The organism is Pseudomonas entomophila, assembly GCF_013523125.1.
Taxonomy (GTDB): domain Bacteria; phylum Pseudomonadota; class Gammaproteobacteria; order Pseudomonadales; family Pseudomonadaceae; genus Aquipseudomonas; species Aquipseudomonas entomophila_B.
Map to the genome: position 1 here is coordinate 1 of NZ_JAAMQJ010000013.1, position 19,569 is coordinate 19,569.

Sequence of the window (19,569 nt, forward strand, 5' to 3'; positions counted from 1 at the left end):
GGCAGCAACGAGAACACGAACGGCCTGCTCCGGCAGTACTTACCCAAGGGCACCGATTTGTCGCTGGTTAGCCAGGAGCGGCTGGACGAGATTGCCGACTTGCTCAACACCCGACCTCGTCAGACATTGGGCTGGAAATTCCCTGTTGAAGTGTTGACGGATCATCTGCAACTGCTGGCAACCAATCGGCTCAACATTATCAACTGACTGTTGCACTTGGAACCTGAGGCCGCCGTGTCGATCCTGAGCGTCCTGCGTCTCTGGTACTCTGTGACCCCTAGAGTAAAGCACTTATTCAGTCAGGAAACATTCATACGCTTGGAGGCAATGTGTACCTTACCATTATGAGACCCGAAATCGTCGATTGGGTTGCGATGCTTTCAGGGGGGCTAGGAATCCTGCACTGCGATATATCGAGGTTGGACAGCACGGTGCTGATCATCAAAGCATCGAAAGAAACGATCCTCACGGCCAAGGTTAATGGTGAGTTCAAATTCTACCTGGCGCCGGTGCAGATTGGCGGTAAGAGCTGCCTGGCGGTGATAACGGCATTCTTTGACGACCCTGATAACCCCCTCACCATCCTCTCCCCTCTAATCGTAAGCGAGCGCTTACCTCAAGACCTGGAGCGCTTGCCGGATGCATTCAACGTTTGCTTTTTTGACGAGCAGAATCGTGAAGTCTTTGCCTGCAAAGCCGATGCTGAGTTGACTGACTTCCGAAAGGCTTTACAAGCATGTGTCAAAGCTGCACGTAGCGAAGGTAGTCACCTGATGGAATGCGCGGAACGTTGGTTCGCTCAGCGCACTGAGTGCGATGATCTGAAAGCATTCACAGTGAAGCTGAACGACATCCTGTGCCCGCGCGAGCTCGCTCATTACAATTTGCGAGAAGACGACCATCGCTATCTAGGATCACGAGGTTTCTCGTGCACCACGTTGCGCCGACCCGAGCCAGGGTCACAACAAGAGTTAGATATCGTCATGCTCTTGCAGCGCGTTTATGCGCCTAGCCGGATAGTCCACTCCCCTACAAAGGTGACGGACAACGAGGAGCTGGTCGACATCGCGGTGGCTGGAGCCCATTACACCTTGCTCATCCAAGCGAAAGACAGTCCTAACACTGACCAAACGCTGAGGACATCTCTCGCGCGTAAGCAGAGTAAGTCAGTAAGTCAGCTTAAAGGGGGGCTTTCACAGCTCGGGGGCGCAGTGTCGTGCATCCGACGAACCACAAGCCTGGAGCTCAAGCTCGCGGAAAAAGATAAACTCGACATTGATCTGTCTGCCCGTCCTTTGATAGGCGTGGTCATCGTGAAGGAACTTTTTCCCGGCAAGTTTGATGCCTACAGCGATCTGGCCATCAAAACCATGAAAAAACTTAGGTTGCCTGTAGTTTTCTTTGACTATCCAGAGTTTGAGCGAATGACTCGGCACTGCACATCTGAGGCGGAGTTGATTTCGGCCTTTGATCAGATCCTCGAGGTCGCGATCGAGACTGGAATTTACCCTCGAATGAGCTTCGAAACATCCCAGGCTTGACTATCGCTAGCAAACAATGCGGCTCAACGGTTAATGAGGACGAGGCCAGCGCGTCTGCCTCAGACCTAATATGCGGCAGCTGTAGATACCAGCTAGAGATGGACTAGGACATATGGAATCTGCCCAAGCCGCTGTACACCCGCCTTGGAAAACCGGGGCGAGTACAGATTATCAGAAAATCTCATCGTCATCATGGGTCACGGCGAAGCCGGACAGGTCAACGTCGAATGCCCTGTTCAGCTGCAGAAGCACGCGATCATCGGGTGGATCTTCTGCGTCGATACATCCTGAGGCATCTGCAAAAATGACGATCGCCTTGGCTCCAGTCTTGGAGCTTGGGTAGATGATCCCATCAATTTGATGATCATCGTCGGTGCGGTAAACGTGTCGAAAGTACTCGGTGACGACCTGGGTGGGAACATACTCAGCATGGGCACGATCGCTTCGTTCGATAGGCTTCATGAAGTCCTCAATGAAGTCTCTCATGAAGCGGTAATACGCTCTCAGGCTCTGCAACTCCGGATCAAATAGGCTTGGTACGAAGAAGGATTCAGACAGGTCAACAACACGTAGATCCCTGACGGCCGAAAACACACCAGTAGCAGCTTTCTTTGCCGATTTTTCCGAAAAGTCAAAGGTCTCACGTACAGCGGTGGCGAGATCGAACGCGCCATGGAACATGGGTATTCCGACAGGACTCATCCTGTTCGGCATATTTGCATACTCGGCGGGCGGCGGCCCAAGATCACTGGCACGACGAAGATCGACTTCGGGTTCAACTATACGAACTCGGAAGATAGGTAGGCCAGCCGGCACCGTGCTGATCAGCTGCAGCTTCTTAGCCACGCTTCCTATCGCTTCGAGAATGTCGACAGGGTTCATCTCGTCGTGCTAGTCAGCAGCATAGGATGTGTTGACCGCTTTGTAGAAAACGAAACGCGCCGTGTGAATGATGAATCGACTGAAGCTCTGCCAGCCATACACCAGCGTCCGGTCTATTGGCAATGAATAAGGATCTGTCTCGCACCACGGTATGTCATGAATGGCGCCGGCAATTGTATCCAATACCTCTTCTGGGCAATCCGGGCCATGGTTGTACATGAGTTCCCAGGCGTTACACACATTTCCTTGCCATCCGCCCTCACGGGTTTCGTACGCGAGCCCCTCATTCGCGGCATCACCCCACTCGAGCAAAATACTTTTGTACACGTGCTCAATGACATGGTTCATGTCGGCAACTCTGCAGGTCTTATTGCAGTAGCTGCATATCCCTATCGACCAGTTGCTCCTAACGATCGTTTGGAGGCACTCATCCTCAATGCAGCGTGCGCAAACATATGTATCGTCAACGAGCGAGTAGCCGCGCTCCATTTCCTCTTCCATCAGCCTCTTAATCCCGCCCATACCACTGACCTCCCTAGGCCCCCAGGCACCGCAGTAGAAACGAATCACCTTCGTGGATCGCATCACAGCTAGCGATTTAGCTCGGTGCGCAGCGCCCTATCGCACCACCTCCGATAAACCAGCGCATGCTTAACTGAAGGTTGACATTCTCAGAATTATGCACAAAAATCACGGTTGACACTATAGATTATTTGCACGCTTTTCGGAGAAATGCATGCTTGAATATCAGCATCCAAGCGAGCTTGAGCCAAAGCTCAGCCGCGCCCAACTCGACGTCGTCTGCAACAACCTCTTGGATGCTGCCTACAAAGCACTCGAGGCTACATCAACTGAAGATGACACCAACTGGACGAAGGGGGTTTTTCCTTACGGCCGCATCCATGGTCGCTTTAAGCGATTGCATCGTGACGGTGACCTCCCTTGGTTCAAGCTCGTCAACAACACGCTGGATTACACGATCAGCATTGATGGGGTTTTGATGCAGGTGGTGACGGATGATCCGGACACACGCAAGAAAGGATATCGCGTGGAGAAGAACGTCGTTGAGCTCTACCACGACAGTTTGCTTGGGCCAGCCACTGACGGGAACGTTACCTGGCGATTGTATGTCGACAGCGATAGGAACCCAGATGGCCCAACGCTGACCGTCTCTGTCTTGGGCTTCGATACCAACCACAATGTCATCAGCAAGTGGACACACAATTACGAACTTCTGGTTTCTGTCCGCACCACTGAACTCTCTCCTGTTGTTGAATTTGATGATTCTCTGCCAGTTCGTCGCGACAAGGGCGCTGGGCAGAGAGAAAGAAAAGACGCTGAATTGAAAGATGAATGACACAACAGGCCTCCTGCCTCTAGGTGATGAGTTTTCACCCGACAAGCTCCGTCTCGCCAGGTGCGCGGCGGGGCGATCTCTCGCAGAAATCGGTGAGCTTTTGGATGTGACCCGGCAGTACGCTCATAAGCTGGAAATCAACTCAATTCCTAACCAGAGCCAATTACGTCGGCTGTGTGAAATCCTGAAGGTGCAGGAAGGTTTCTTCTTCGCCCCCCGCAAGAGTGGCGTGGAGCTTGAGCAGTGCCACTTTCGAAGCGTGCGTACGTCGACCCAGACCCTCAAAAAAACCATCGCGGCTCAGGTAGAGATGTTTGAGTTGCTGGTTGATGAATTGGATAAAGAGGTAGCGTTCCCCGTAGTAAACTTCCACGCGATCGAGGATCCGGTTTCCGGCGCAGGGAAAATCGAGCAGGTAGCCGAGCAATTCAGACGAGAACAAGGGATAGGCTTGGGCCCCTTATCGAGCGTAACCAAGCTCGCAGAAAAGATAGGCGTACTCGTAGTGAACCTGGCAGAGGCGGATGATCGAATCGATGCATTCTCGTTGTTCAACAAGCGACCTCTCATTGTTCGAAACACTTCGAAGGTCAACCCAGGGAGGCAACGCTTCGACCTCGCTCACGAGCTAGGTCATCTAGTGATGCACCAAGGCATCGAGACAGGCTGTCATGCCACTGAGGAGCAAGCTAATCAGTTCGCCAGCGCCTTGCTGATGCCAAGGGCTAGCTTCGCTGCAGAGTTCCCTGCAATGAAAGGCAAGTATCTGAATTGGCCGGCATTAAAGGATCTCAAGCTCCGCTGGAAGGTTAGTTTCAAGGCCTTGATTTACCGTGCTCGTACTTTGAATCTGCTGACCGCAGATCAGGCGAAAAGCGGATTCACGTACCTCGCTCGGAAAGGTTTTACCAAGCACGAAGAATTCGATGAACTGATTCCAATGGAGGCTCCCCTCCTCGTTCAGCGGGCGATTGACCTTCTAGACTTTACAACTTGGAATCGAGTGCTTGCCTGCGCTGGACTGACAAGCGAGATGGTTAAAACAAAATTCATGTTAACGGTGCCAGCCTCGCCGCTGCGGCTTGTCGATTTCAACCATGATCAGGTTTAGCAAAGATTACATCAGTTCCACGATTTTAATGCCCATTGAAGAAGAAGTGGCTTAAAAGCATTTGAGCATTGGGCACAAGCGCCAAGCTCTTTCATGGAGTGAGTCATCGCATGATAGCAGTTCTAGACGACAGCACGGATTCTCCCGGCACCCATGCTCTAGTCATCGGCATAAGCGCATACGAACATCTTGTGGGCACTAAAGGTGTGACAAGTGAACAGGGCCAGGAATCTGGCCTCGGACAACTTACCGCTCCTGCAAGGTCAGCTTCTTGCTTTGCAAACTGGTTAATGGATGGCTATCGCCGAAAAGATGCGCCATTAAAAAGTTTACGAGTGCTCCTTGCGCCCGTCAGTGAAGATGAAGTTCCGGAAAACCTAAAGCATTTATTAGGAAGCGGTTCAATACCTAACAGAAAAAATGTCGGCCAGGCCTTCAGTCAATTTCGAATTGCCGCAGCAAGCCACCCCGATAATGTCGCAATTGTTTACGTAGCAGGCCATGGAATACAATTTACCACTACCGGGGCGGTGCTTCTACTAAACGATTTTGCTGATCCCGATCACGAGCATGAACGTTATCGCGGAGCAGTCGACATGAGAGCTATGCATGAAAGCATGACTTACGACGACAATGCTAAATCTCAGTTCTGGTTTGTAGATATCTGCAGACAACGGCCACCAGAAGCTAGTGAATTTGAGAAGCTAGCTGGCGTGCTGAAACATGACAAAAAAATCATAGGCGCGGTTCCATGCTCGCCTTTGTTTTTAGCAGCATCCACTGGAGAGCAAGCATTTGCTAGAATCGGACAGCTAACACTATTCTGCGAAGCATTGATGCTCGCGCTTGCTGAAGGCCATGCGGCATCCTCTGAAGGAGAGCGAGCATCTCCATGGTTGGTAACAACCAGCGGGCTGCAAATGTTTTTGAGAAGAACTGTCAAACTACTGGCAGATGAACGTGATGAAAGCCAGCTGACTGAATGCACAGGGGTGTTTAATGACGAAATATTTCATGAGTGCGTTTCCGCACCTGCGGTTGACCTGACCGTCCAGGTTAAAAGCGGACTGCCTGCATTCGACTATATGGCGAAGATATCCCAATTGGATAGGATTCTTTTTGACAATCACTGCGAGTGGCCTCTCAACACGAGGGTTCCTGCCGGCTTGTACAAGATAGAGGTTACAACTCTATCTACTAGCGAAAAGGATTCAGACCACCTCAATCTTACGCCCCCAAGCCGCTTGAGGGAGCTACCGCTATGAGCACTACGATTTCACAAGAACCAAACCTTAAAATTAAGGTTAAGTCAAAATTCAATTATGGCGGACGAAACACAGAGATTGACATCAGGGATAGCGAACTTATTCTAGTAAAAAAAGCAACAACCGAGCGAGAATTCTGTTTACCTTTTGGATTGTATGAAATCAGCGCGTTTCTTGGGGATGGTAAGCGAGCAGCTAAGGTCATTGAGATATTACCAAATTATGTTGCAGAGGTAACCTTCGAGCCTGAATTTGACCCTCAGCCCTCCGCTCCTGGAGATGATCAAGAGTTCAGAAGTGTTTCAAGGCTTGAGCAAAGTGACAGCCAAAATATCAAGGTAATTGATACAGGCTCAGATTTCAGCATATATCCAACTGATAAGTATTGGATAATTCAGCACAAAGCATCGATGCATCATGTTTCGGTGCTGACATGTGTCCAGGATGACAATAGAATTCAAGTAAGCCTCCCAATCAGTGAAGGTCACGTCTACTCTGTCACCTGTCACGTAGGTAGAAGTTCTAGCCCTTCCTATTCCCCTATTGCTGTCAATATCTCGCAATCTCGATCCATCGCATTCGGATTGGAAAGCATGCTAAAAAGTGGACAGATTACTAAAGCTGCCACTGTGGCAAGTAATGCATTGGAGACACTAATCGATACTTTCATAGATCCAACAGGAGCACTCCTCGCAGCGCTAATATTATACAAGACAGGTAAAATCAATAGCTGGGAGCAGAATCTTCTCAAAAGACTTGAGCAAAGTCACAGCTGGCTACCAGATTGCAAAGTCATATTAGCATTACACTTTGCCGCGAATGACAAGTCCGCAGATGCCCTCCAGTTAGCCTGCGAAGCGAGCAAAGATCGCATCCTTTTGACTGAAACTTTTTCGCTATTGCTAGACTTATTGAGATACTGGCCTGACGCAACCGCCAACAAGGAAAGAAATGATGCGTTGAGTCGAATGGCGCAAATAGCCCCTTTAGTGAAGTGGGATTCAATGTATTTAACAACTATCACAAAGAGAATTTGAAGTGCTCACAATCCAAATGCTGCCGGCGCGGGAAGGAGATGCAATCTGGGTGCGATGGGGGGATAGAGACAACCCATACCAGATGCTTGTGGACATGGGCACTGAAGAAACCGGTAGATATATATGGGATATGCTCGCCAATCTGCCAGAACATCAGAAAATCTTTGAAGCCGCTGTCATAACTCACATCGATGTGGATCATATCGGAGGTATCCTGAGTTGCTGCATAGATCAAGATTTACCTCCAGGGGTAGTTTTTAAAGACTATTGGTTCAACGGATATCACCATCTTACCCCCCAAAGCAGCAAGGGATGCTTTGAATCATTGGGTGGGGTTCAAGGTGATAGGCTTAGCAAGTGGCTTCAATCTCAGCCCTGGAATCTCTCGTTTAATGGCGCTGCAATATGTCGCGAAGCAAATGCCCCCCTTAAGACGACAGAGTTGCAAGGAGGAATGCGAATCACTGTTCTAGGCCCGACACTTAACCGTCTAAAAGAATTAAAGCCTCAATGGGATATAGAAGTACGCAAAGCCCTTGAAAGAAAGGAACAGAAAAGCCCACCTTCCGATTTAGAGGCGTTGGGAGGCAAGCAAGAACTAAGCTTAACAGATATAAATTCGCTACGACTACTTTCCAAGCAGCGACCAAAGCGAGACACGAGGCCGGCAAATGGTAGCAGTATAGTTTTACTTCTGGAATATGATGGCAAATCGATTCTCCTCGCAGGGGATGCGTTTCCCAATGATATAGCTGAAGGATTAATGCAGTTTTCCCCGGAAACTACTGCTGTAAGATTGGATGCATTCAAAACCCCGCATCACTGCAGCCGCGGCAACATTAATGACAGATTGTTAACTGCCATCGACTGTAGCAACTGGTTAATATCTACAGACGGAAGTCGCCACAGACATCCAGATGATGAGGCCATAGCAACTATTTTAAAGAACAGATCAGGCAGTGGCACACACCTTCTTTTCAATGTTGCGAGCGATTACAATGCGAAATGGTCAAACCCTAGCTGGCAGTCGCGCTTCGATTTTACAGCCCAATACGGAACAAGCGATATAGGCTTGAAGTTAGACTTAAGCTAACGCATGCAACAAGTACCAAATAGAAACAAGCCACCTGAAATTCGAACTACAAAGGCATCATCTCGCGCAAATAAAAAATGTATATGCCAGTAAGTTTTTCTGAATCAATTTGATTTGTTTAAGAATTAGCATCTGGATTACTGCCTATATAAACGCAAACCGCAAACCGCAAACGATGGATCCTATGCCTCCAGATAGTAGCTGCTTCGATAGCCTTTCAACGATCAACACGTGCCGGCTTTTTGCTCAAAAGGTGATGCGGATGACGATGCTACAAAACGTTGTGAACTCGTTTCGACTGGGGGTAGAGGACTTCAAGACTGCTGCTGAGGATGAGGCTCGTGCCTTCTCCTCGATCCGTAACCTTGTTACTACTTTTCAAAGTGAAGCTACAGGCCCTAAGCCCACCCGGCTCCAAAGAAGCGCTGCTCAAAGATAGAGTGACCCCCACAGTAGGCCCAGGCGGCGAAACCTTGTCGGTCGGAAGCGGAACCAAAACCTTGAACGTCGCTTCGGTAATTTCTCGCCTTAATGGCTTGAGTGTGGGTGACGTAGAGTGGAGTTTGCTCGAAACCCTCACCCAAACTAGGAATGAGGTTGAGCACTACCACACTACTCGCCCTACGGCTGTGCTCCTAGAAACCGTTGCAAACTGCTTTTACCTCATCCAGCAGTTTGTACCTCGGTATCTTGAGGTAAGCCCTATTAGCCTGCTAGGCCCAGAAGTATGGTGCTTCCTGACAGAGCACGAAGCGTTCTACGAACGAGAACGAAAAATCTGCATGAAAACACTGGCACGCGTCAGTTGGCCAACAGGCATCCTTTCCGGCGCAATAGAACATCTGAGCTGCCCACACTGCAGAGCAAAGCTGGTGAAAGCGACGGGAGACCTCAACTCCCTATCGACTGTGTCTTCCCATTGCACCCGATGCGATGCCAGCTCATCCTTTATGGATGTAGTGGACTCGATGATCACAGGGCGCTACTTCGCCGACCTCTACATTGCCGCTACTCAGGGTGGTGAGGATCCATTGGAGGTCTGTGACCGCTGCTTGCACAACTCATACGTCGTCGAAGAAGAGAAATGCGCCATCTGTGGGGATGGCCCTAAAGCGCCAGAATGCAGACAGTGCGGCACCACGTTGGATGAAGAAGACGGGGATGATGACGATAGGATCTGTGGCCACTGCCGTTATGTTTTAGAGATAGATTGAGCCAGAGATTGAGAGGCCTCAAAAAACGCTCGTCTAGCGCGCTCGACATTCCTACGCAAGCGGAGCGCGCAGGCCAAACGGCCGAAGAGCGTGAGGATGGAAGCCCGTAGGGCCGAGCCGCCGAAGGTGGCTCGGTCTACGACAGCCGTCCGCGGATGCGGCACGCCCAGAAATCCCCGGATCTAACTCTCAGCTGTCGCCGACGATACCTCAGGATGCTGAAGTGTTAGCACGAGGCTGTCAACGTCATGAATCTCGCCTGACTCGAGGGTATTACGCCATGGCGATTTGCAGGAAATTTCGAAGGGAATTCCTACCGCCTTCTCGACGAAACGCAGCCATCACATAGCGGCTACCCTCTACCGTGGTCAGCACCCAAAACCGCCCTTCCTTCTCTACTCGATCGACCTTTGCAGTCTGAACAACACGACCATCAGCATTACGGCCTGCAGGATCCTCACCTTCAAACCCAAACACCACGCCTCCGCCTACACCGGACATGATGAAAGCTTCTGTCAAATAGGCCGTGACAGGTTCAGCGAACCCCTGCTCCATAGCCCGGGCGATTCGCCGCAGATCGAAGTCAGAATGACGCTTGCTCTGAAAGTCGAGATTGATGGAGGTGCTCATTGAGTGTCCTTACATGAAGCGCTGGCAGATAGCTCGCTGAGGGCATCAGCTTCGAAAGCCGGCGACGCGGTTCTTAGAAGAAAGAGAAGATGGTGCTGAGACTGGCTTTCTGACGACGGCCAGGCCCTAGCAAGACGTAGACAGTATTCCTGGTAGAAGCGAAGACATCATCCACTAAAGAGGTACACATCGTCGACCGCACCCAACCGCCTGGAGGGAAGCGTCCCTCACTGTCATCAACAACACAGTGGGCAAACACAATCAGCGGCACCAGGCCCGCGGCTTTCACCTTGGCGTGCTCATCCTCGGTAAGGTCAGGCTCAAACAGCGTCCAGTCTTCGACGATGCAGTACGACCTGCGTGGGAAGCGCTTAGCAACCAAGGCACGAGCAGCTTCAGCAGAAATCTCGAGGCCCGCGGCTGGTACATGATTCTCTGTGAGGAGATCACTCTCGGCAGAGCTGCCTAGCTTGGGATCACTCATTGCAAGCTCCTCTCAGCGTTGAGAGCGTCGTACAAAACCCGCATGTTGGTGAGCGACGTCACATCTAGATTCGAACGGTAGGAATCGTGATAGACAGCCCCATCTTCAACCGTGATTACACACACGGCATCACGATCCTGTTCATCGCCGATCGTTAATTTGGCAACCTTCTCCATCTGCCATGTTCCGCTGCCATTCATATTCGCAGGGGTAACGACCCGGATTTCCTTGACGTAAACCTCGTCGTCCTGGGATTGGAGGACTTGCTGCAGTTTCAGCTCGTCATTGACCATGAGCTCACCCTCATGGCCCTTGCCCTCCCCGACCATCACCACCGTGAGGTGGAACCAGTGCTTCCGGAGCATCCGGCTAATGGCATGCCAGTGAGCGAGGCCATGGCCAAACATACCCGGTACGCCTGCCAAATCATTGTCGTCTGTTCTGAACATCGATCATCTCGGTGAAGCGATCGCCGAGGCGATGCATTGAAAATTCGGGTTGTTCGCCTGCCTTGGCGCCGCCCTACAAGACTGTTGTCTTCCGAGCATCCATCTCATCCCTAACCTTGTGGCAATATTTGAAAATTACGGCTCTGAAGTGACGAGCCGCCACAGGTACAAATATATCTGTTTGTGCGGCGGCAAGCAAACGCGGCATACCGTCTGCTTTTGCAGGAATCATGAAATGTCGCTGCGTCAATCTTATGCGTCAGTGCTGCGGCTTCTACGCACCCTCAAAGGTATGTCTCAAGAAGATCTCGCAGGATCTGTCACACAAGCAAACGTCAGTAGTCTTGAGCTAGCTAAAAGCTCGGCCACAGTTGACACGACTGCCAAGCTCGCCGACGCCTTGGGTGTGGAGCCGCTTACCCTGCTTGCCTTTGTAATGGCGAACAACGAGAACATTTCAGCACGGGATGCACTACTGGCTTCATTGCATGAACTGGATTTGCTGGGGATAGGAGACAGTCCGCTTCCGCCGGTTACTCAGCCCTTCAAACCCAAACGGGTGCTGGAAGCCCAGAAGAAACTTGCTGATGTTCAGGATTTCAAGTTGCGAGGCTACTCGCAGTCTGAAACTGCGCGAGAACTTGGGATACCTGAAAGCACGCTGCGTCGCCTGTGGCACCGCGCCAGCGAAGCTAAAAGCTAGCACCGTAAGAGGTATCATCTGGATGCGATGGCACAGAGGGCGGAGCCAGTTGCGGGCAATGAGCTGACATCCTGGCCACTCGTCAGCTCTTCAGCATGCAACCTTCCCTCTACCACCCCTTAAGCAGCTGACTGATTAAAGGAATTCGGCCAGCCAGCTGACGAGGATCACTTAAACGTGGGACGAATCGCCCCCTCCAGCAATGAGCCAGGATGCCGCTCTCCTCTTAGTATATTTTCTGTAGGGCCCAATCCTGGTTATTTAGTGTAGTTAAATATTTACTGATTCTGTTAGTCAGCCATTCTTCTTGCCGCACCCTTCACGTCTGTTTCTCTCGACTCAATCGACTGCTGACTATCTGTCCTTTACCCATCAACGCGTCACCGCCCGTCAGCCTCTCTTCCGATAGATCGACCCCTTTCTTCCAGTCCATCTCCAATGTTTCAAGGGCCTCCAAGTCCCTATCTCCCCACGCTTCACCCAAGGAGTCCACGATGTCCCTCACACTGAACATGGGTGGCGGTAACGCCCAGAATGACTGGCCGGAACTGGAACGCGAGATCGATGACAACGACGGCCAGACGCCCGACCCGGATGCCGATCCCAACCTGACCGACGACGAACCTCGTGGCGTACCGGCCAGCGATCCGGAATCGGGTGCCTGATACCCTGCCCGTTCACGCCACGCCCACCGAACGCCAGACAAAAAACAGCCCGCCGGAGCGGGCTGTTTTCATGTCCGCCGATCAGACCGCAGCGGCCTTCTCGGAGCCCGAGGGCAACTCCCCCGTGTTCGGCCCGGGCACCTGGGTCGGTGCCGGGACGGTAGAGGTCACCACAGGCGCGCCGCCCCCCGAGACACGCCATTGCACGTCGGTGATCCCATAACGCTCGGCCATGGGTCGGCTGACCTTGCGAATCTTTTCGCGACCGAACTTGGGGATGATGCCGACGCCGGCATCGCAGCTTGCCCAGTGCCAGGCTTCGGCATTGTCCATCCGGTCCAGCCGGATGATGAAGTTGCGAGAGTGCCCATGCAGGCGATATTCGATGATGTACAGCTGTGGGGTTGGCATCGTTGGGCCCTCCTCTTCTCCATGGATGACACCGTCATTGATCGGGGTTTTCCGAGAAGATTCAAAAGATTAACAGACAAAATGATCAAGCGGCCTTGCGTCCTTTCCGAGGGGGTCACTGACCGGCCGGCACCAGCTGGATGGCCAGGCAGAACACCCCGAGCAGGATCCAGAACACCAGGAAGATCCAGGGCGTACGCATGGAGAACAGCAACGACTTTCGATAGCCGCGATGGCTCGATTCCGCCTCGTTGAACAGCGGCCAGTCGTCATAGGGCATCCCCACGGTGGGTTCGTTCCTCAACAATTGGCTTTGCTTGAAATGCCAATGGTCGATGATGCCGTAGCTGGTCTTGAGGCCCGGCAGCGCGTTGAGCGTGCTCAGGATGCCCAAAAGCGCCAGAAACGGTGGCACGAACAGGGTGAACAGGTTGCCCCAGGACGGGTTGACATTGGCCATCGAAGAGCCGAATGCGATGACCAGGAACGATTGCGCCGCCAGGTAGCCGTCGGTTCGGTTGGCCAGCATGGTCGTTTCGTACTGGATTTCGCGGCGATAGAACTCCAGGCGCTCGCGTGGAGAGCTGAAGACCAGCCCTCCTTCCGCAGCGCTCAAGTCGTCACTGTTGACCGATGTGATGATACGACTAGGCATGATTGGTACTCACGAGTGCTCCTCTACGAAGCCTGTGCCGGTAGCCATGCCGGGCTTGAGTACCACCTTGCGGCAATAGTCCTGCTTCTCGTCGAAGATCTCGTAGCAGCGGGCAGCGTCTTCCAATGCGGCGGTGTGGGTGATGATCGCTTCCGGGTTCAGTCGGCCGGCTTCGATGTGCTCGAGCAGCTCGGGCAGGTAACGCTGCACGTGGGTCTGGCCCATCTTGAACGTCAGGCCCTTGTCGAACGCGTCGCCGAACAGGAAGCCATGGATGAACCCGGCATACACCCCTGGCACGCTGACCACACCGCCCCGGCGGACGGCGGCCATGCATTGACGCAGCGCCTTGCCGCTGCTGCCTTGCAGCTTCATCGTGGTCAGGACGGTCTCGGTCGTGCTGCCCTTGGCTTCGAAGCCGACGGCGTCGATGACGGCGTCCACGCCGCGATGCCCGGCCGTGTGCTCGATGATGTACTCGGCGGGGTCGTCGATCTCGTGGAAGTTGACCGGAATGACGCCGTACTGCTGCTGCGCATAGCGCAGCCGATACTCGACATCATCGACCATGAAGATCTGCTCGGCCCCCAGCATGCGTGCGCACTCGGCCGCCAACAGGCCGACCGGACCTGCGCCGAAGATCGCCACCGACGAGCCTTGGCCGATCTGGGCGTTGACCACCGCCTGCCAGGCCGTCGGCAGGATGTCCGAGAGGAACAGGACCTTCTCGTCCGCCAGGGTGCCTGGGACCTTGAACGGCCCGGTGTTGGCCTTGGGTACCCTGACGTAGTCAGCCTGCCCGCCTGGGATGCCTCCGTAGAGGTGGCTATACCCGAACAACGCTGCACCCGGTGGAATGGCCTTCTTGTTGAGAATGGCACCGCGCCCGGTGTTGGTGGTTTCGCATGCGGCGAACAGGTCGTGGTTGCAGAAGAAGCAGCTGCCACAGGCGATCACGAACGGGATCACCACCCGATCGCCCTTCTTCACCGCGGTCACGCCACTGCCGACGTCTTCGACGATGCCCATGAACTCATGGCCCAGGATGTCGCCGCTTTCGGTTTGCGGAATCTTGCCGTGATACAGGTGCAGGTCCGAGCCGCAGATCGCGGTCGCGGTCACCTTGAGGACGATGTCGTCGTCTTGCTGGATGGTGGGGTCTGGGACGTTGTCGACTCGAACGTCGTTGGCGCCATGGTACGTCAATGCGCGCATGCGGTTATCTCCGTCGGTATCGTTGACGACGCTCTCTCCTGATAGCGAATCCGACACGGCAAGAGGTCGACACGGGCATGGGCCGTGCCTAGTTGGGAACCGCAAGAGCGTGCCAAAGCTCCATCGGTCATGAGAAAACTGACAGACGGTAGTGGTGAGACAGCGCGGCCTTGCACGACGCGTGGCCTTTCCTGTCCCTGGTGGCGTCGGCATGCCCGCTCCCGATCAGCGCACTGTAAAACGAGGGAACATTTGCGGCGGAACCTTGCTCCTACCTTCATTCCCACCCATTCAGGACCGGAATCCGCATGAAGCCTGCCAAGCCGCGTGCTACCGTCATCTGCCGCCATGCCAAGCAGGGCAGCAAGTGGCTGTGGGTGCGTAAAGCCAATGCCGACTGGACCTTGCCAGGCGGCAAGATCGAGCCAGGCGAGACGCCTCGGGAAGCGGCCCTGCGCGAATTGCTGGAAGAAACCGGCCTGCTGGCCGAGGACCTGCGCTTTCTGATGCGCTATGAGGCGCCGGGGCGGGTGCATTACGTGTTCGAGGCGGACTTCGCCGGGGCGCCCTGCCCGACTGCCAGGAACGAGATCGCCGACTGTCGCTTCGAGCGCTTCGACCGTACGCCTGAAGTGAAGACCGAAATCAGGGCAGTGATTCGTTCGCTGCTGGCCTGCGACAAGTCGATGGCGGCCTCCGTTCGCTAGGCTTTGTACGACAATTCGCTGAGCTGTGATCAGGCAAGGCGAAAAGAGGCAAGGCTGCAGCCTCCAACCGTCCTACCACAATCACGCATGCACGCTCCACTGACACGTGTCCTTCTCCATGGGCAACTCATCGATCGCGTGGATCATGCCGCTACCCAGGGCTTCGTCAGGCCCCAGGATCCGTGGGCTGGCCATCAGGTAACGGGGCACGTCCAGACGCTCGTGCGCCCCCTCGGTTCGCTCGGCCACGATCTCGGCGTACAGGCGCAGGTCGTAGTCCAGGCTCATGGCGTATTCGGCCATGCGCGAGTGATCGACGGAGCCGTGTAAGGTCCAGTGAAACGGATGGAATAGAAACTTACTGTAACGACATGCCGTGCGGTGCTCGCCTGCGAGAAACAGGATGTTGCCCATCGACTCGACCGTCCCCAGGTTGTGGGTATGCACGGCGATCGGCAGCGCCCGCAAGTAGTTGTACAAGGTGAATCCGTAGCTGCACTCTCCGCCCATGGTCGCGATATTGAGCTGCAAGAGATCGGCGCCCTTGTCGATGGCCCGTGAACAGGTGCTGATCAGGTTGCCGCAGGTCGAAGAGTTGATCGGGCCAGTGTAGTGGATGATGTGACGTGCCATGAGGTCCTCCAACAGTAGCGCCAGGCGAATATCCAGAAGCTGTCACTTTCCAGGATGCCTGCCGGGCCACGGTTTCAAAAAGAATGCTCGAGCGATGGCGCCCTAGCCATCGCTCGGCATGCAGCGGCCTGACCGCCTCTTACTGCGGTCCACCTTGGTCTTCGGTCGCCCCTTCGATGTCCGGATCGTCCGGCAGCACCTCAGGCTCCTCTTCCGCATCCAGCCCCAGCGCCTGCTCGGGTTCATCCAGTTCGTGTTCATCGACGATCAGCGGTTGATCAGCCATGGCCGTACTCCTGAGGGTCATGCACCCGCCTGGGGGCGAGCGTCTTCTTGGTGGAATCGACGACGGAGGCAAAGTTCAACCGGAACGCAGGTTCACCGTCTGCCTGGGGGCTGAAAGGAACCAGCCCCAGGCGAAACAGGTCGTTAGCAATGAATACCCGCGCTTTGCGGGCACTGTATTGCGAATGATTCGAGGGAGGCCGAGATGCCCCATCCGCTGACACGGCATCATGCCGAAAAGCGCCTAGGCGCCGCTTGTCCGATCTGCCTGGAGTGAGCCTGTGATCAAGACCCAGCCGATCCTCACCCCTGAGGTCGACCCTGCCACAGCGGTCCACCGCCTGAACGTGCTGACGATCAACGTGCACAAGGGCTTCACCGCCTTCAACCGGCGTTTCATCCTGCCGGAACTGCGTGAAGCGATGCGCGCCACGGGCGCCGACCTGGTGTTCCTCCAGGAAGTGCACGGCAGTCACAGCCAGCACGCCCTGCAGCACGCTGCCTGGCCTGAGACCTCGCAGTACGAGTTCATGGCCGACAGCATGTGGCCGCAGTTCGCCTACGGGCGTAACGCGGTCTATCCCCACGGCGACCATGGCAATGCGCTGCTGTCCAAGTTTCCCATCATCACCCATGACAACCTCGACGTGTCCATCAAGGGCAACGAAGAGCGCGGCCTGCTGCACTGCCGGCTCGACGTACCGGGCCATGACCAGGTGCATGCCATCTGCGTGCACCTGGGCCTGCGCGAAGCCCACCGGCAGCGACAAGTGCAGTTGCTGCTTGAACTGCTCGATCGGTTGCCGCCCACGGCACCGGTCATCATCGCCGGCGATTTCAACGACTGGCGACTGAAGGCCGATGACGTGCTGTCCCAGCACCTGGTGGAAGCCTTCGGCGAAAAGTTCGGCGCACCGGCACGCAGTTTCCCGGCCCGCCTGCCGTTCCTGCGGCTCGACCGCATCTACCTGCGCAATGCCATGCCCCATGGGGCGCAGGTGCTGTCCAAATACCCATGGTCCCACCTCTCGGACCACGCCCCTCTCGCTGCGGAGATCAACCTGTGAGTCGACCCTGGACCGATGGCAATCATGTCGACCTGCTGATCAATGGCGAGGCGTTCTACCCTCGCGTGTTCGAGGTCATGGCAGCGGCGCGCGAGGAGATCCTCTTCGAAACCTTCATCATCTACGACGACAAGGTCGGCAAGGAGCTGCGCGCGGTGCTGATCGCCGCCGCCCAGCGCGGCGTGCGTGTGGAAGTGGTGGTCGATGGGTATGGCACCGCCGAGTTGCCCGATGGCTTCATCGCCGGCATGACGGCCGCCGGCGTGCACTTCCACGTCTTCGACCCACAACCCAGGGTCGCCGGCATGCGCACCAATCTATTCCGGCGCCTGCACCGCAAGATCGTGGTGGTCGATGGCGAGCGCGCCTTCGTCGGCGGTATCAACTTCAGCGCCGACCACCTGGGCGACTTCGGCCCCATGGCCAAGCAGGACTACGCGGTGGAAGTCACTGGCCCGGTGGTGGCCCAGGTGCACGCCAGCAGCCGGCGCATGATGGCCCCTGTGCTCAAGCCCAAGCGCCTGGTCACCCCCGTCACCACACCGACCGGTCAGGTACGGGCGTTTCTGGTCGAGCGCGACAACCAGCGCCATACCACTGACATCGAGCGCGAATACCTGGAGGTGATGCGCACGGCCCGTCAACGCATCGTCATCGCCAACGCCTACTTCTTTCCGGGCTACCGTCTGCTGCGCGAGCTGCGCAACGCCTCGCGTCGCGGTGTGGAGGTCACGCTGATCCTCCAAGGTCAGCCTGACATGCGCTGGGTCCGTGCGTTGTCCCGGCTGCTGTACAACTACCTGCTGCAGGAAGGCGTGCGCATTCACGAGTACTGCGAGCGGCCGCTGCACGGCAAGGTGGCATTGGTCGATGACGACTGGTCCACGGTGGGCTCGAGCAACCTGGACCCGCTCAGCCTGTCGATGAACCTGGAGGCCAACCTGATCCTGCGTGATCGTGCGTTCAATGCCCAGTTGTACACGCACCTCAGCGAACTGGCCGGCAAGCAGTGCAAGGCCATCACCCTGGAACGCATGATCCGGGGCTACTGGTGGCGGGCGCCGCTGATCTTCGCCTGCTTCCACGCCACACGCTATTTTCCGCGCATCGCAGGGTGGCTGCCTGCCCACCGGCAGAAGCTCAAGTCGCTGCAGCCGAACGCCGAACTGCAGATCACCGGCCAGGAGGGCAACGTCTGATGGTCTCTAAAACCTGGCTGACCTGGGGCAAGCGGCTGTTCACCGTCCTGCTGCTGATCCTGATCCCTGCCCTGCTGTTCTCCCTGGCGCGCAACCTGGACTGGAACGAGGTCAAGCAGTCGCTCCTGGCCTACGAACCGAGCACCCTGGCGATCGGCCTGCTGATCGCCCTGTGCAGCTACCTGGTGTTCGCCAGCTACGACCTGCTCGGGCGCGCCTATACCGGGCATACGCTGCCGGTGCGCCAAGTGTTGCCGGTGGCCTTCGTGTGCTACGCCTTCAACCTCAACTTCACCACCTGGGTAGGTGGCGTCGCCTTGCGCTATCGGTTGTACGGACGCCTGGGGCTGGACACCGCGACCATCACGCGGATCCTGACCCTAGGCCTGCTGACCAACTGGATGGGCTACATGCTGCTGGCCGGCAGTGTGTTCGCCTTGCGCCTGGTGAAGCTGCCGGACAACTGGGCGGTAGGCGCGACGGGCCTGCAGATCATCGGCTTCGCGCTGCTGGCCATCGCCGCGACCTACCTGCTGGCCTGCGGCTATGCCAAGCGTCGTACCTGGCACATTCGCGAGCACGAGATCACCCTGCCCTCACTGCGCTTCGCCGCGTGCCAGATCGCCCTGGGCGCGACCAACTGGGCGCTGATGGCGCTGTTGATCTACTGGCTGCTGCCTGAGCATCTGTTTTATCCCTCGATCCTCGGCATCTTCCTGATCAGCTGCATCGCTGGGGTGGTCGCCCATATCCCGGCGGGCCTGGGCGTGCTGGAAACCGTGTTCCTGGCCCTGCTGGCCGGTCAACTCGGGCAAGGCACCCTGGTCGCCGCGCTGCTGGCCTATCGCACGCTGTACTACCTGATCCCGCTGATCGTGGCCGTGATCACATACCTGGTGCTCGAAAAGCGCGCCAAGCACATGCGCCAGCACACGTCTTCAGCCGTCAGCAAATCCTGAACCCCAC

Annotated in this window: 24 protein-coding genes; 14 read left to right on the top strand and 10 right to left on the bottom strand. The window is 55.4% G+C overall.

What is annotated here, in order from left to right; all coding sequences use genetic code 11:
* Both G7007_RS09280 and G7007_RS09285 read left to right on the top strand, forming a co-directional pair.
* On the top strand, positions 1-207 hold a 207-nt coding region (locus G7007_RS09280; protein ID WP_181101077.1), incomplete at its 5' end, for an IS30 family transposase.
* A gap of 224 nt (positions 208-431) precedes the next feature.
* Complete coding sequence (locus G7007_RS09285; RefSeq protein ID WP_258198525.1) at positions 432-1,541, top strand: hypothetical protein; 1,110 nt, start codon at positions 432-434, stop codon at positions 1,539-1,541.
* A gap of 171 nt (positions 1,542-1,712) precedes the next feature.
* On the opposite strand, the gene G7007_RS22185 is transcribed toward G7007_RS09285, so the two are convergent.
* Positions 1,713-2,423: an RES family NAD+ phosphorylase gene (locus G7007_RS22185; RefSeq protein WP_258198526.1), complete on the bottom strand. Its 711-nt coding sequence runs from the start codon at positions 2,421-2,423 to the stop codon at positions 1,713-1,715.
* Positions 2,424-2,432: 9 nt separating this feature from the next.
* Positions 2,433-3,008: a HEPN-associated N-terminal domain-containing protein gene (locus G7007_RS22190; protein ID WP_308852290.1), complete on the bottom strand. Its 576-nt coding sequence runs from the start codon at positions 3,006-3,008 to the stop codon at positions 2,433-2,435.
* A gap of 151 nt (positions 3,009-3,159) precedes the next feature.
* Here G7007_RS22190 and G7007_RS09295 point away from each other — a divergent pair, with 151 nt between their 5' ends.
* The 6 genes from G7007_RS09295 (at position 3,160) to G7007_RS09320 (ending at position 9,500) form a co-directional block, all read left to right on the top strand.
* Positions 3,160-3,780 carry a hypothetical protein gene (locus tag G7007_RS09295; RefSeq protein ID WP_181101079.1) on the top strand — a complete coding sequence of 207 codons (621 nt, stop codon included), beginning with the start codon at positions 3,160-3,162 and terminating at the stop codon, positions 3,778-3,780.
* Positions 3,773-4,891, top strand: a complete 1,119-nt coding sequence (locus tag G7007_RS09300) for an XRE family transcriptional regulator (RefSeq protein ID WP_181101081.1) — start codon at positions 3,773-3,775, stop codon at positions 4,889-4,891. The genes G7007_RS09295 and G7007_RS09300 overlap by 8 nt, the downstream gene beginning before the upstream one ends.
* 110 nt (positions 4,892-5,001) lie before the next feature.
* Positions 5,002-6,156, top strand: a complete 1,155-nt coding sequence (locus tag G7007_RS09305; RefSeq protein ID WP_181101083.1) for a caspase family protein — start codon at positions 5,002-5,004, stop codon at positions 6,154-6,156.
* Positions 6,153-7,193, top strand: coding sequence for a hypothetical protein (locus G7007_RS09310; protein ID WP_181101085.1), 1,041 nt, complete (start codon positions 6,153-6,155; stop codon positions 7,191-7,193). The genes G7007_RS09305 and G7007_RS09310 overlap by 4 nt, the downstream gene beginning before the upstream one ends.
* Before the next feature lie 94 nt (positions 7,194-7,287).
* Positions 7,288-8,286: a hypothetical protein gene (locus G7007_RS09315; protein WP_181101087.1), complete on the top strand. Its 999-nt coding sequence runs from the start codon at positions 7,288-7,290 to the stop codon at positions 8,284-8,286.
* 782 nt (positions 8,287-9,068) lie between these two features.
* Positions 9,069-9,500: a hypothetical protein gene (locus tag G7007_RS09320; protein WP_181101089.1), complete on the top strand. Its 432-nt coding sequence runs from the start codon at positions 9,069-9,071 to the stop codon at positions 9,498-9,500.
* A gap of 273 nt (positions 9,501-9,773) precedes the next feature.
* On the opposite strand, the gene G7007_RS09325 is transcribed toward G7007_RS09320, so the two are convergent.
* The 3 genes from G7007_RS09325 to G7007_RS09335 all read right to left on the bottom strand — a co-directional run bounded on the left by G7007_RS09325 (position 9,774) and on the right by G7007_RS09335 (position 11,063).
* Positions 9,774-10,130 carry a hypothetical protein gene (locus G7007_RS09325; RefSeq protein WP_181101091.1) on the bottom strand — a complete coding sequence of 119 codons (357 nt, stop codon included), beginning with the start codon at positions 10,128-10,130 and terminating at the stop codon, positions 9,774-9,776.
* 73 nt (positions 10,131-10,203) lie between these two features.
* Complete coding sequence (locus tag G7007_RS09330) at positions 10,204-10,614, bottom strand: DUF6957 family protein (protein ID WP_181101093.1); 411 nt, start codon at positions 10,612-10,614, stop codon at positions 10,204-10,206.
* Positions 10,611-11,063 carry a hypothetical protein gene (locus G7007_RS09335; protein WP_181101094.1) on the bottom strand — a complete coding sequence of 151 codons (453 nt, stop codon included), beginning with the start codon at positions 11,061-11,063 and terminating at the stop codon, positions 10,611-10,613. The genes G7007_RS09330 and G7007_RS09335 overlap by 4 nt, the downstream gene beginning before the upstream one ends.
* A 235-nt stretch (positions 11,064-11,298) precedes the next feature.
* On the opposite strand from G7007_RS09335, the gene G7007_RS09340 reads away from it, so the two are divergent.
* Together G7007_RS09340 and G7007_RS09345 are read left to right on the top strand one after the other, a co-directional pair.
* Positions 11,299-11,766 (top strand): helix-turn-helix domain-containing protein, encoded by a 468-nt coding sequence (locus G7007_RS09340; protein ID WP_181101096.1) that lies wholly within the window; start codon positions 11,299-11,301, stop codon positions 11,764-11,766.
* 494 nt (positions 11,767-12,260) lie between these two features.
* Complete coding sequence (locus G7007_RS09345) at positions 12,261-12,431, top strand: hypothetical protein (protein WP_181101098.1); 171 nt, start codon at positions 12,261-12,263, stop codon at positions 12,429-12,431.
* An 81-nt stretch (positions 12,432-12,512) separates the two neighbouring features.
* Here G7007_RS09345 and G7007_RS09350 read toward each other — a convergent pair whose 3' ends face one another.
* The 3 genes from G7007_RS09350 to G7007_RS09360 form a co-directional block, all read right to left on the bottom strand.
* Positions 12,513-12,842, bottom strand: coding sequence for a DUF6555 family protein (locus tag G7007_RS09350; RefSeq protein WP_258198527.1), 330 nt, complete (start codon positions 12,840-12,842; stop codon positions 12,513-12,515).
* Between the two features lie 115 nt (positions 12,843-12,957).
* Positions 12,958-13,497 carry a hypothetical protein gene (locus G7007_RS09355; protein ID WP_181101100.1) on the bottom strand — a complete coding sequence of 180 codons (540 nt, stop codon included), beginning with the start codon at positions 13,495-13,497 and terminating at the stop codon, positions 12,958-12,960.
* 9 nt (positions 13,498-13,506) lie between these two features.
* Entirely contained in the window at positions 13,507-14,712 is a 1,206-nt protein-coding gene (locus tag G7007_RS09360; protein ID WP_181101102.1) for a zinc-dependent alcohol dehydrogenase, read from the bottom strand.
* Positions 14,713-15,020: 308 nt separating this feature from the next.
* Here G7007_RS09360 and G7007_RS09365 point away from each other — a divergent pair, with 308 nt between their 5' ends.
* Positions 15,021-15,419 carry an NUDIX hydrolase gene (locus G7007_RS09365; RefSeq protein ID WP_181101104.1) on the top strand — a complete coding sequence of 133 codons (399 nt, stop codon included), beginning with the start codon at positions 15,021-15,023 and terminating at the stop codon, positions 15,417-15,419.
* Positions 15,420-15,500: 81 nt separating this feature from the next.
* Here the strand turns inward: G7007_RS09365 and G7007_RS09370 are convergent, their stop codons facing one another.
* Positions 15,501-16,052 (bottom strand): ATP-dependent Clp protease proteolytic subunit, encoded by a 552-nt coding sequence (locus tag G7007_RS09370; RefSeq protein ID WP_181101106.1) that lies wholly within the window; start codon positions 16,050-16,052, stop codon positions 15,501-15,503.
* 139 nt (positions 16,053-16,191) lie between these two features.
* Positions 16,192-16,338, bottom strand: a complete 147-nt coding sequence (locus G7007_RS09375; protein WP_181101107.1) for a hypothetical protein — start codon at positions 16,336-16,338, stop codon at positions 16,192-16,194.
* 280 nt (positions 16,339-16,618) lie between these two features.
* On the opposite strand from G7007_RS09375, the gene G7007_RS09380 reads away from it, so the two are divergent.
* From G7007_RS09380 to G7007_RS09390, 3 genes are read left to right on the top strand one after another with little or no spacing between them, the layout of a single operon-like run.
* Positions 16,619-17,404, top strand: coding sequence for an endonuclease/exonuclease/phosphatase family protein (locus G7007_RS09380; protein WP_181101109.1), 786 nt, complete (start codon positions 16,619-16,621; stop codon positions 17,402-17,404).
* Positions 17,401-18,603, top strand: coding sequence for a cardiolipin synthase ClsB (gene clsB / locus G7007_RS09385; protein ID WP_181101111.1), 1,203 nt, complete (start codon positions 17,401-17,403; stop codon positions 18,601-18,603). The genes G7007_RS09380 and clsB overlap by 4 nt, the downstream gene beginning before the upstream one ends.
* Positions 18,603-19,562: a lysylphosphatidylglycerol synthase domain-containing protein gene (locus tag G7007_RS09390; RefSeq protein WP_181101113.1), complete on the top strand. Its 960-nt coding sequence runs from the start codon at positions 18,603-18,605 to the stop codon at positions 19,560-19,562. The genes clsB and G7007_RS09390 overlap by 1 nt, the downstream gene beginning before the upstream one ends.
* The last annotated feature ends 7 nt before the right edge of the window (positions 19,563-19,569 follow it).

Coding starts and splice junctions, on each gene's coding strand:
- G7007_RS09345 (WP_181101098.1), top strand. CDS start 12,261: ATGTCCCTCACACTGAACATGGGTGGCGGTAACGCCCAGAATGACTGG.
- G7007_RS09365 (WP_181101104.1), top strand. CDS start 15,021: ATGAAGCCTGCCAAGCCGCGTGCTACCGTCATCTGCCGCCATGCCAAG.
- G7007_RS09370 (WP_181101106.1), bottom strand. CDS start 16,052: ATGGCACGTCACATCATCCACTACACTGGCCCGATCAACTCTTCGACC.
- G7007_RS09320 (WP_181101089.1), top strand. CDS start 9,069: ATGAAAACACTGGCACGCGTCAGTTGGCCAACAGGCATCCTTTCCGGC.
- G7007_RS09375 (WP_181101107.1), bottom strand. CDS start 16,338: ATGGCTGATCAACCGCTGATCGTCGATGAACACGAACTGGATGAACCC.
- G7007_RS22185 (WP_258198526.1), bottom strand. CDS start 2,423: ATGAACCCTGTCGACATTCTCGAAGCGATAGGAAGCGTGGCTAAGAAG.
- G7007_RS09315 (WP_181101087.1), top strand. CDS start 7,288: ATGGGCACTGAAGAAACCGGTAGATATATATGGGATATGCTCGCCAAT.
- G7007_RS09355 (WP_181101100.1), bottom strand. CDS start 13,497: ATGCCTAGTCGTATCATCACATCGGTCAACAGTGACGACTTGAGCGCT.
- G7007_RS09335 (WP_181101094.1), bottom strand. CDS start 11,063: ATGTTCAGAACAGACGACAATGATTTGGCAGGCGTACCGGGTATGTTT.
- G7007_RS09310 (WP_181101085.1), top strand. CDS start 6,153: ATGAGCACTACGATTTCACAAGAACCAAACCTTAAAATTAAGGTTAAG.
- G7007_RS09325 (WP_181101091.1), bottom strand. CDS start 10,130: ATGAGCACCTCCATCAATCTCGACTTTCAGAGCAAGCGTCATTCTGAC.
- G7007_RS09350 (WP_258198527.1), bottom strand. CDS start 12,842: ATGCCAACCCCACAGCTGTACATCATCGAATATCGCCTGCATGGGCAC.
- G7007_RS22190 (WP_308852290.1), bottom strand. CDS start 3,008: ATGCGATCCACGAAGGTGATTCGTTTCTACTGCGGTGCCTGGGGGCCT.
- G7007_RS09390 (WP_181101113.1), top strand. CDS start 18,603: ATGGTCTCTAAAACCTGGCTGACCTGGGGCAAGCGGCTGTTCACCGTC.
- G7007_RS09295 (WP_181101079.1), top strand. CDS start 3,160: ATGCTTGAATATCAGCATCCAAGCGAGCTTGAGCCAAAGCTCAGCCGC.
- G7007_RS09305 (WP_181101083.1), top strand. CDS start 5,002: ATGATAGCAGTTCTAGACGACAGCACGGATTCTCCCGGCACCCATGCT.
- G7007_RS09360 (WP_181101102.1), bottom strand. CDS start 14,712: ATGCGCGCATTGACGTACCATGGCGCCAACGACGTTCGAGTCGACAAC.
- G7007_RS09340 (WP_181101096.1), top strand. CDS start 11,299: ATGTCGCTGCGTCAATCTTATGCGTCAGTGCTGCGGCTTCTACGCACC.
- G7007_RS09330 (WP_181101093.1), bottom strand. CDS start 10,614: ATGAGTGATCCCAAGCTAGGCAGCTCTGCCGAGAGTGATCTCCTCACA.
- G7007_RS09300 (WP_181101081.1), top strand. CDS start 3,773: ATGAATGACACAACAGGCCTCCTGCCTCTAGGTGATGAGTTTTCACCC.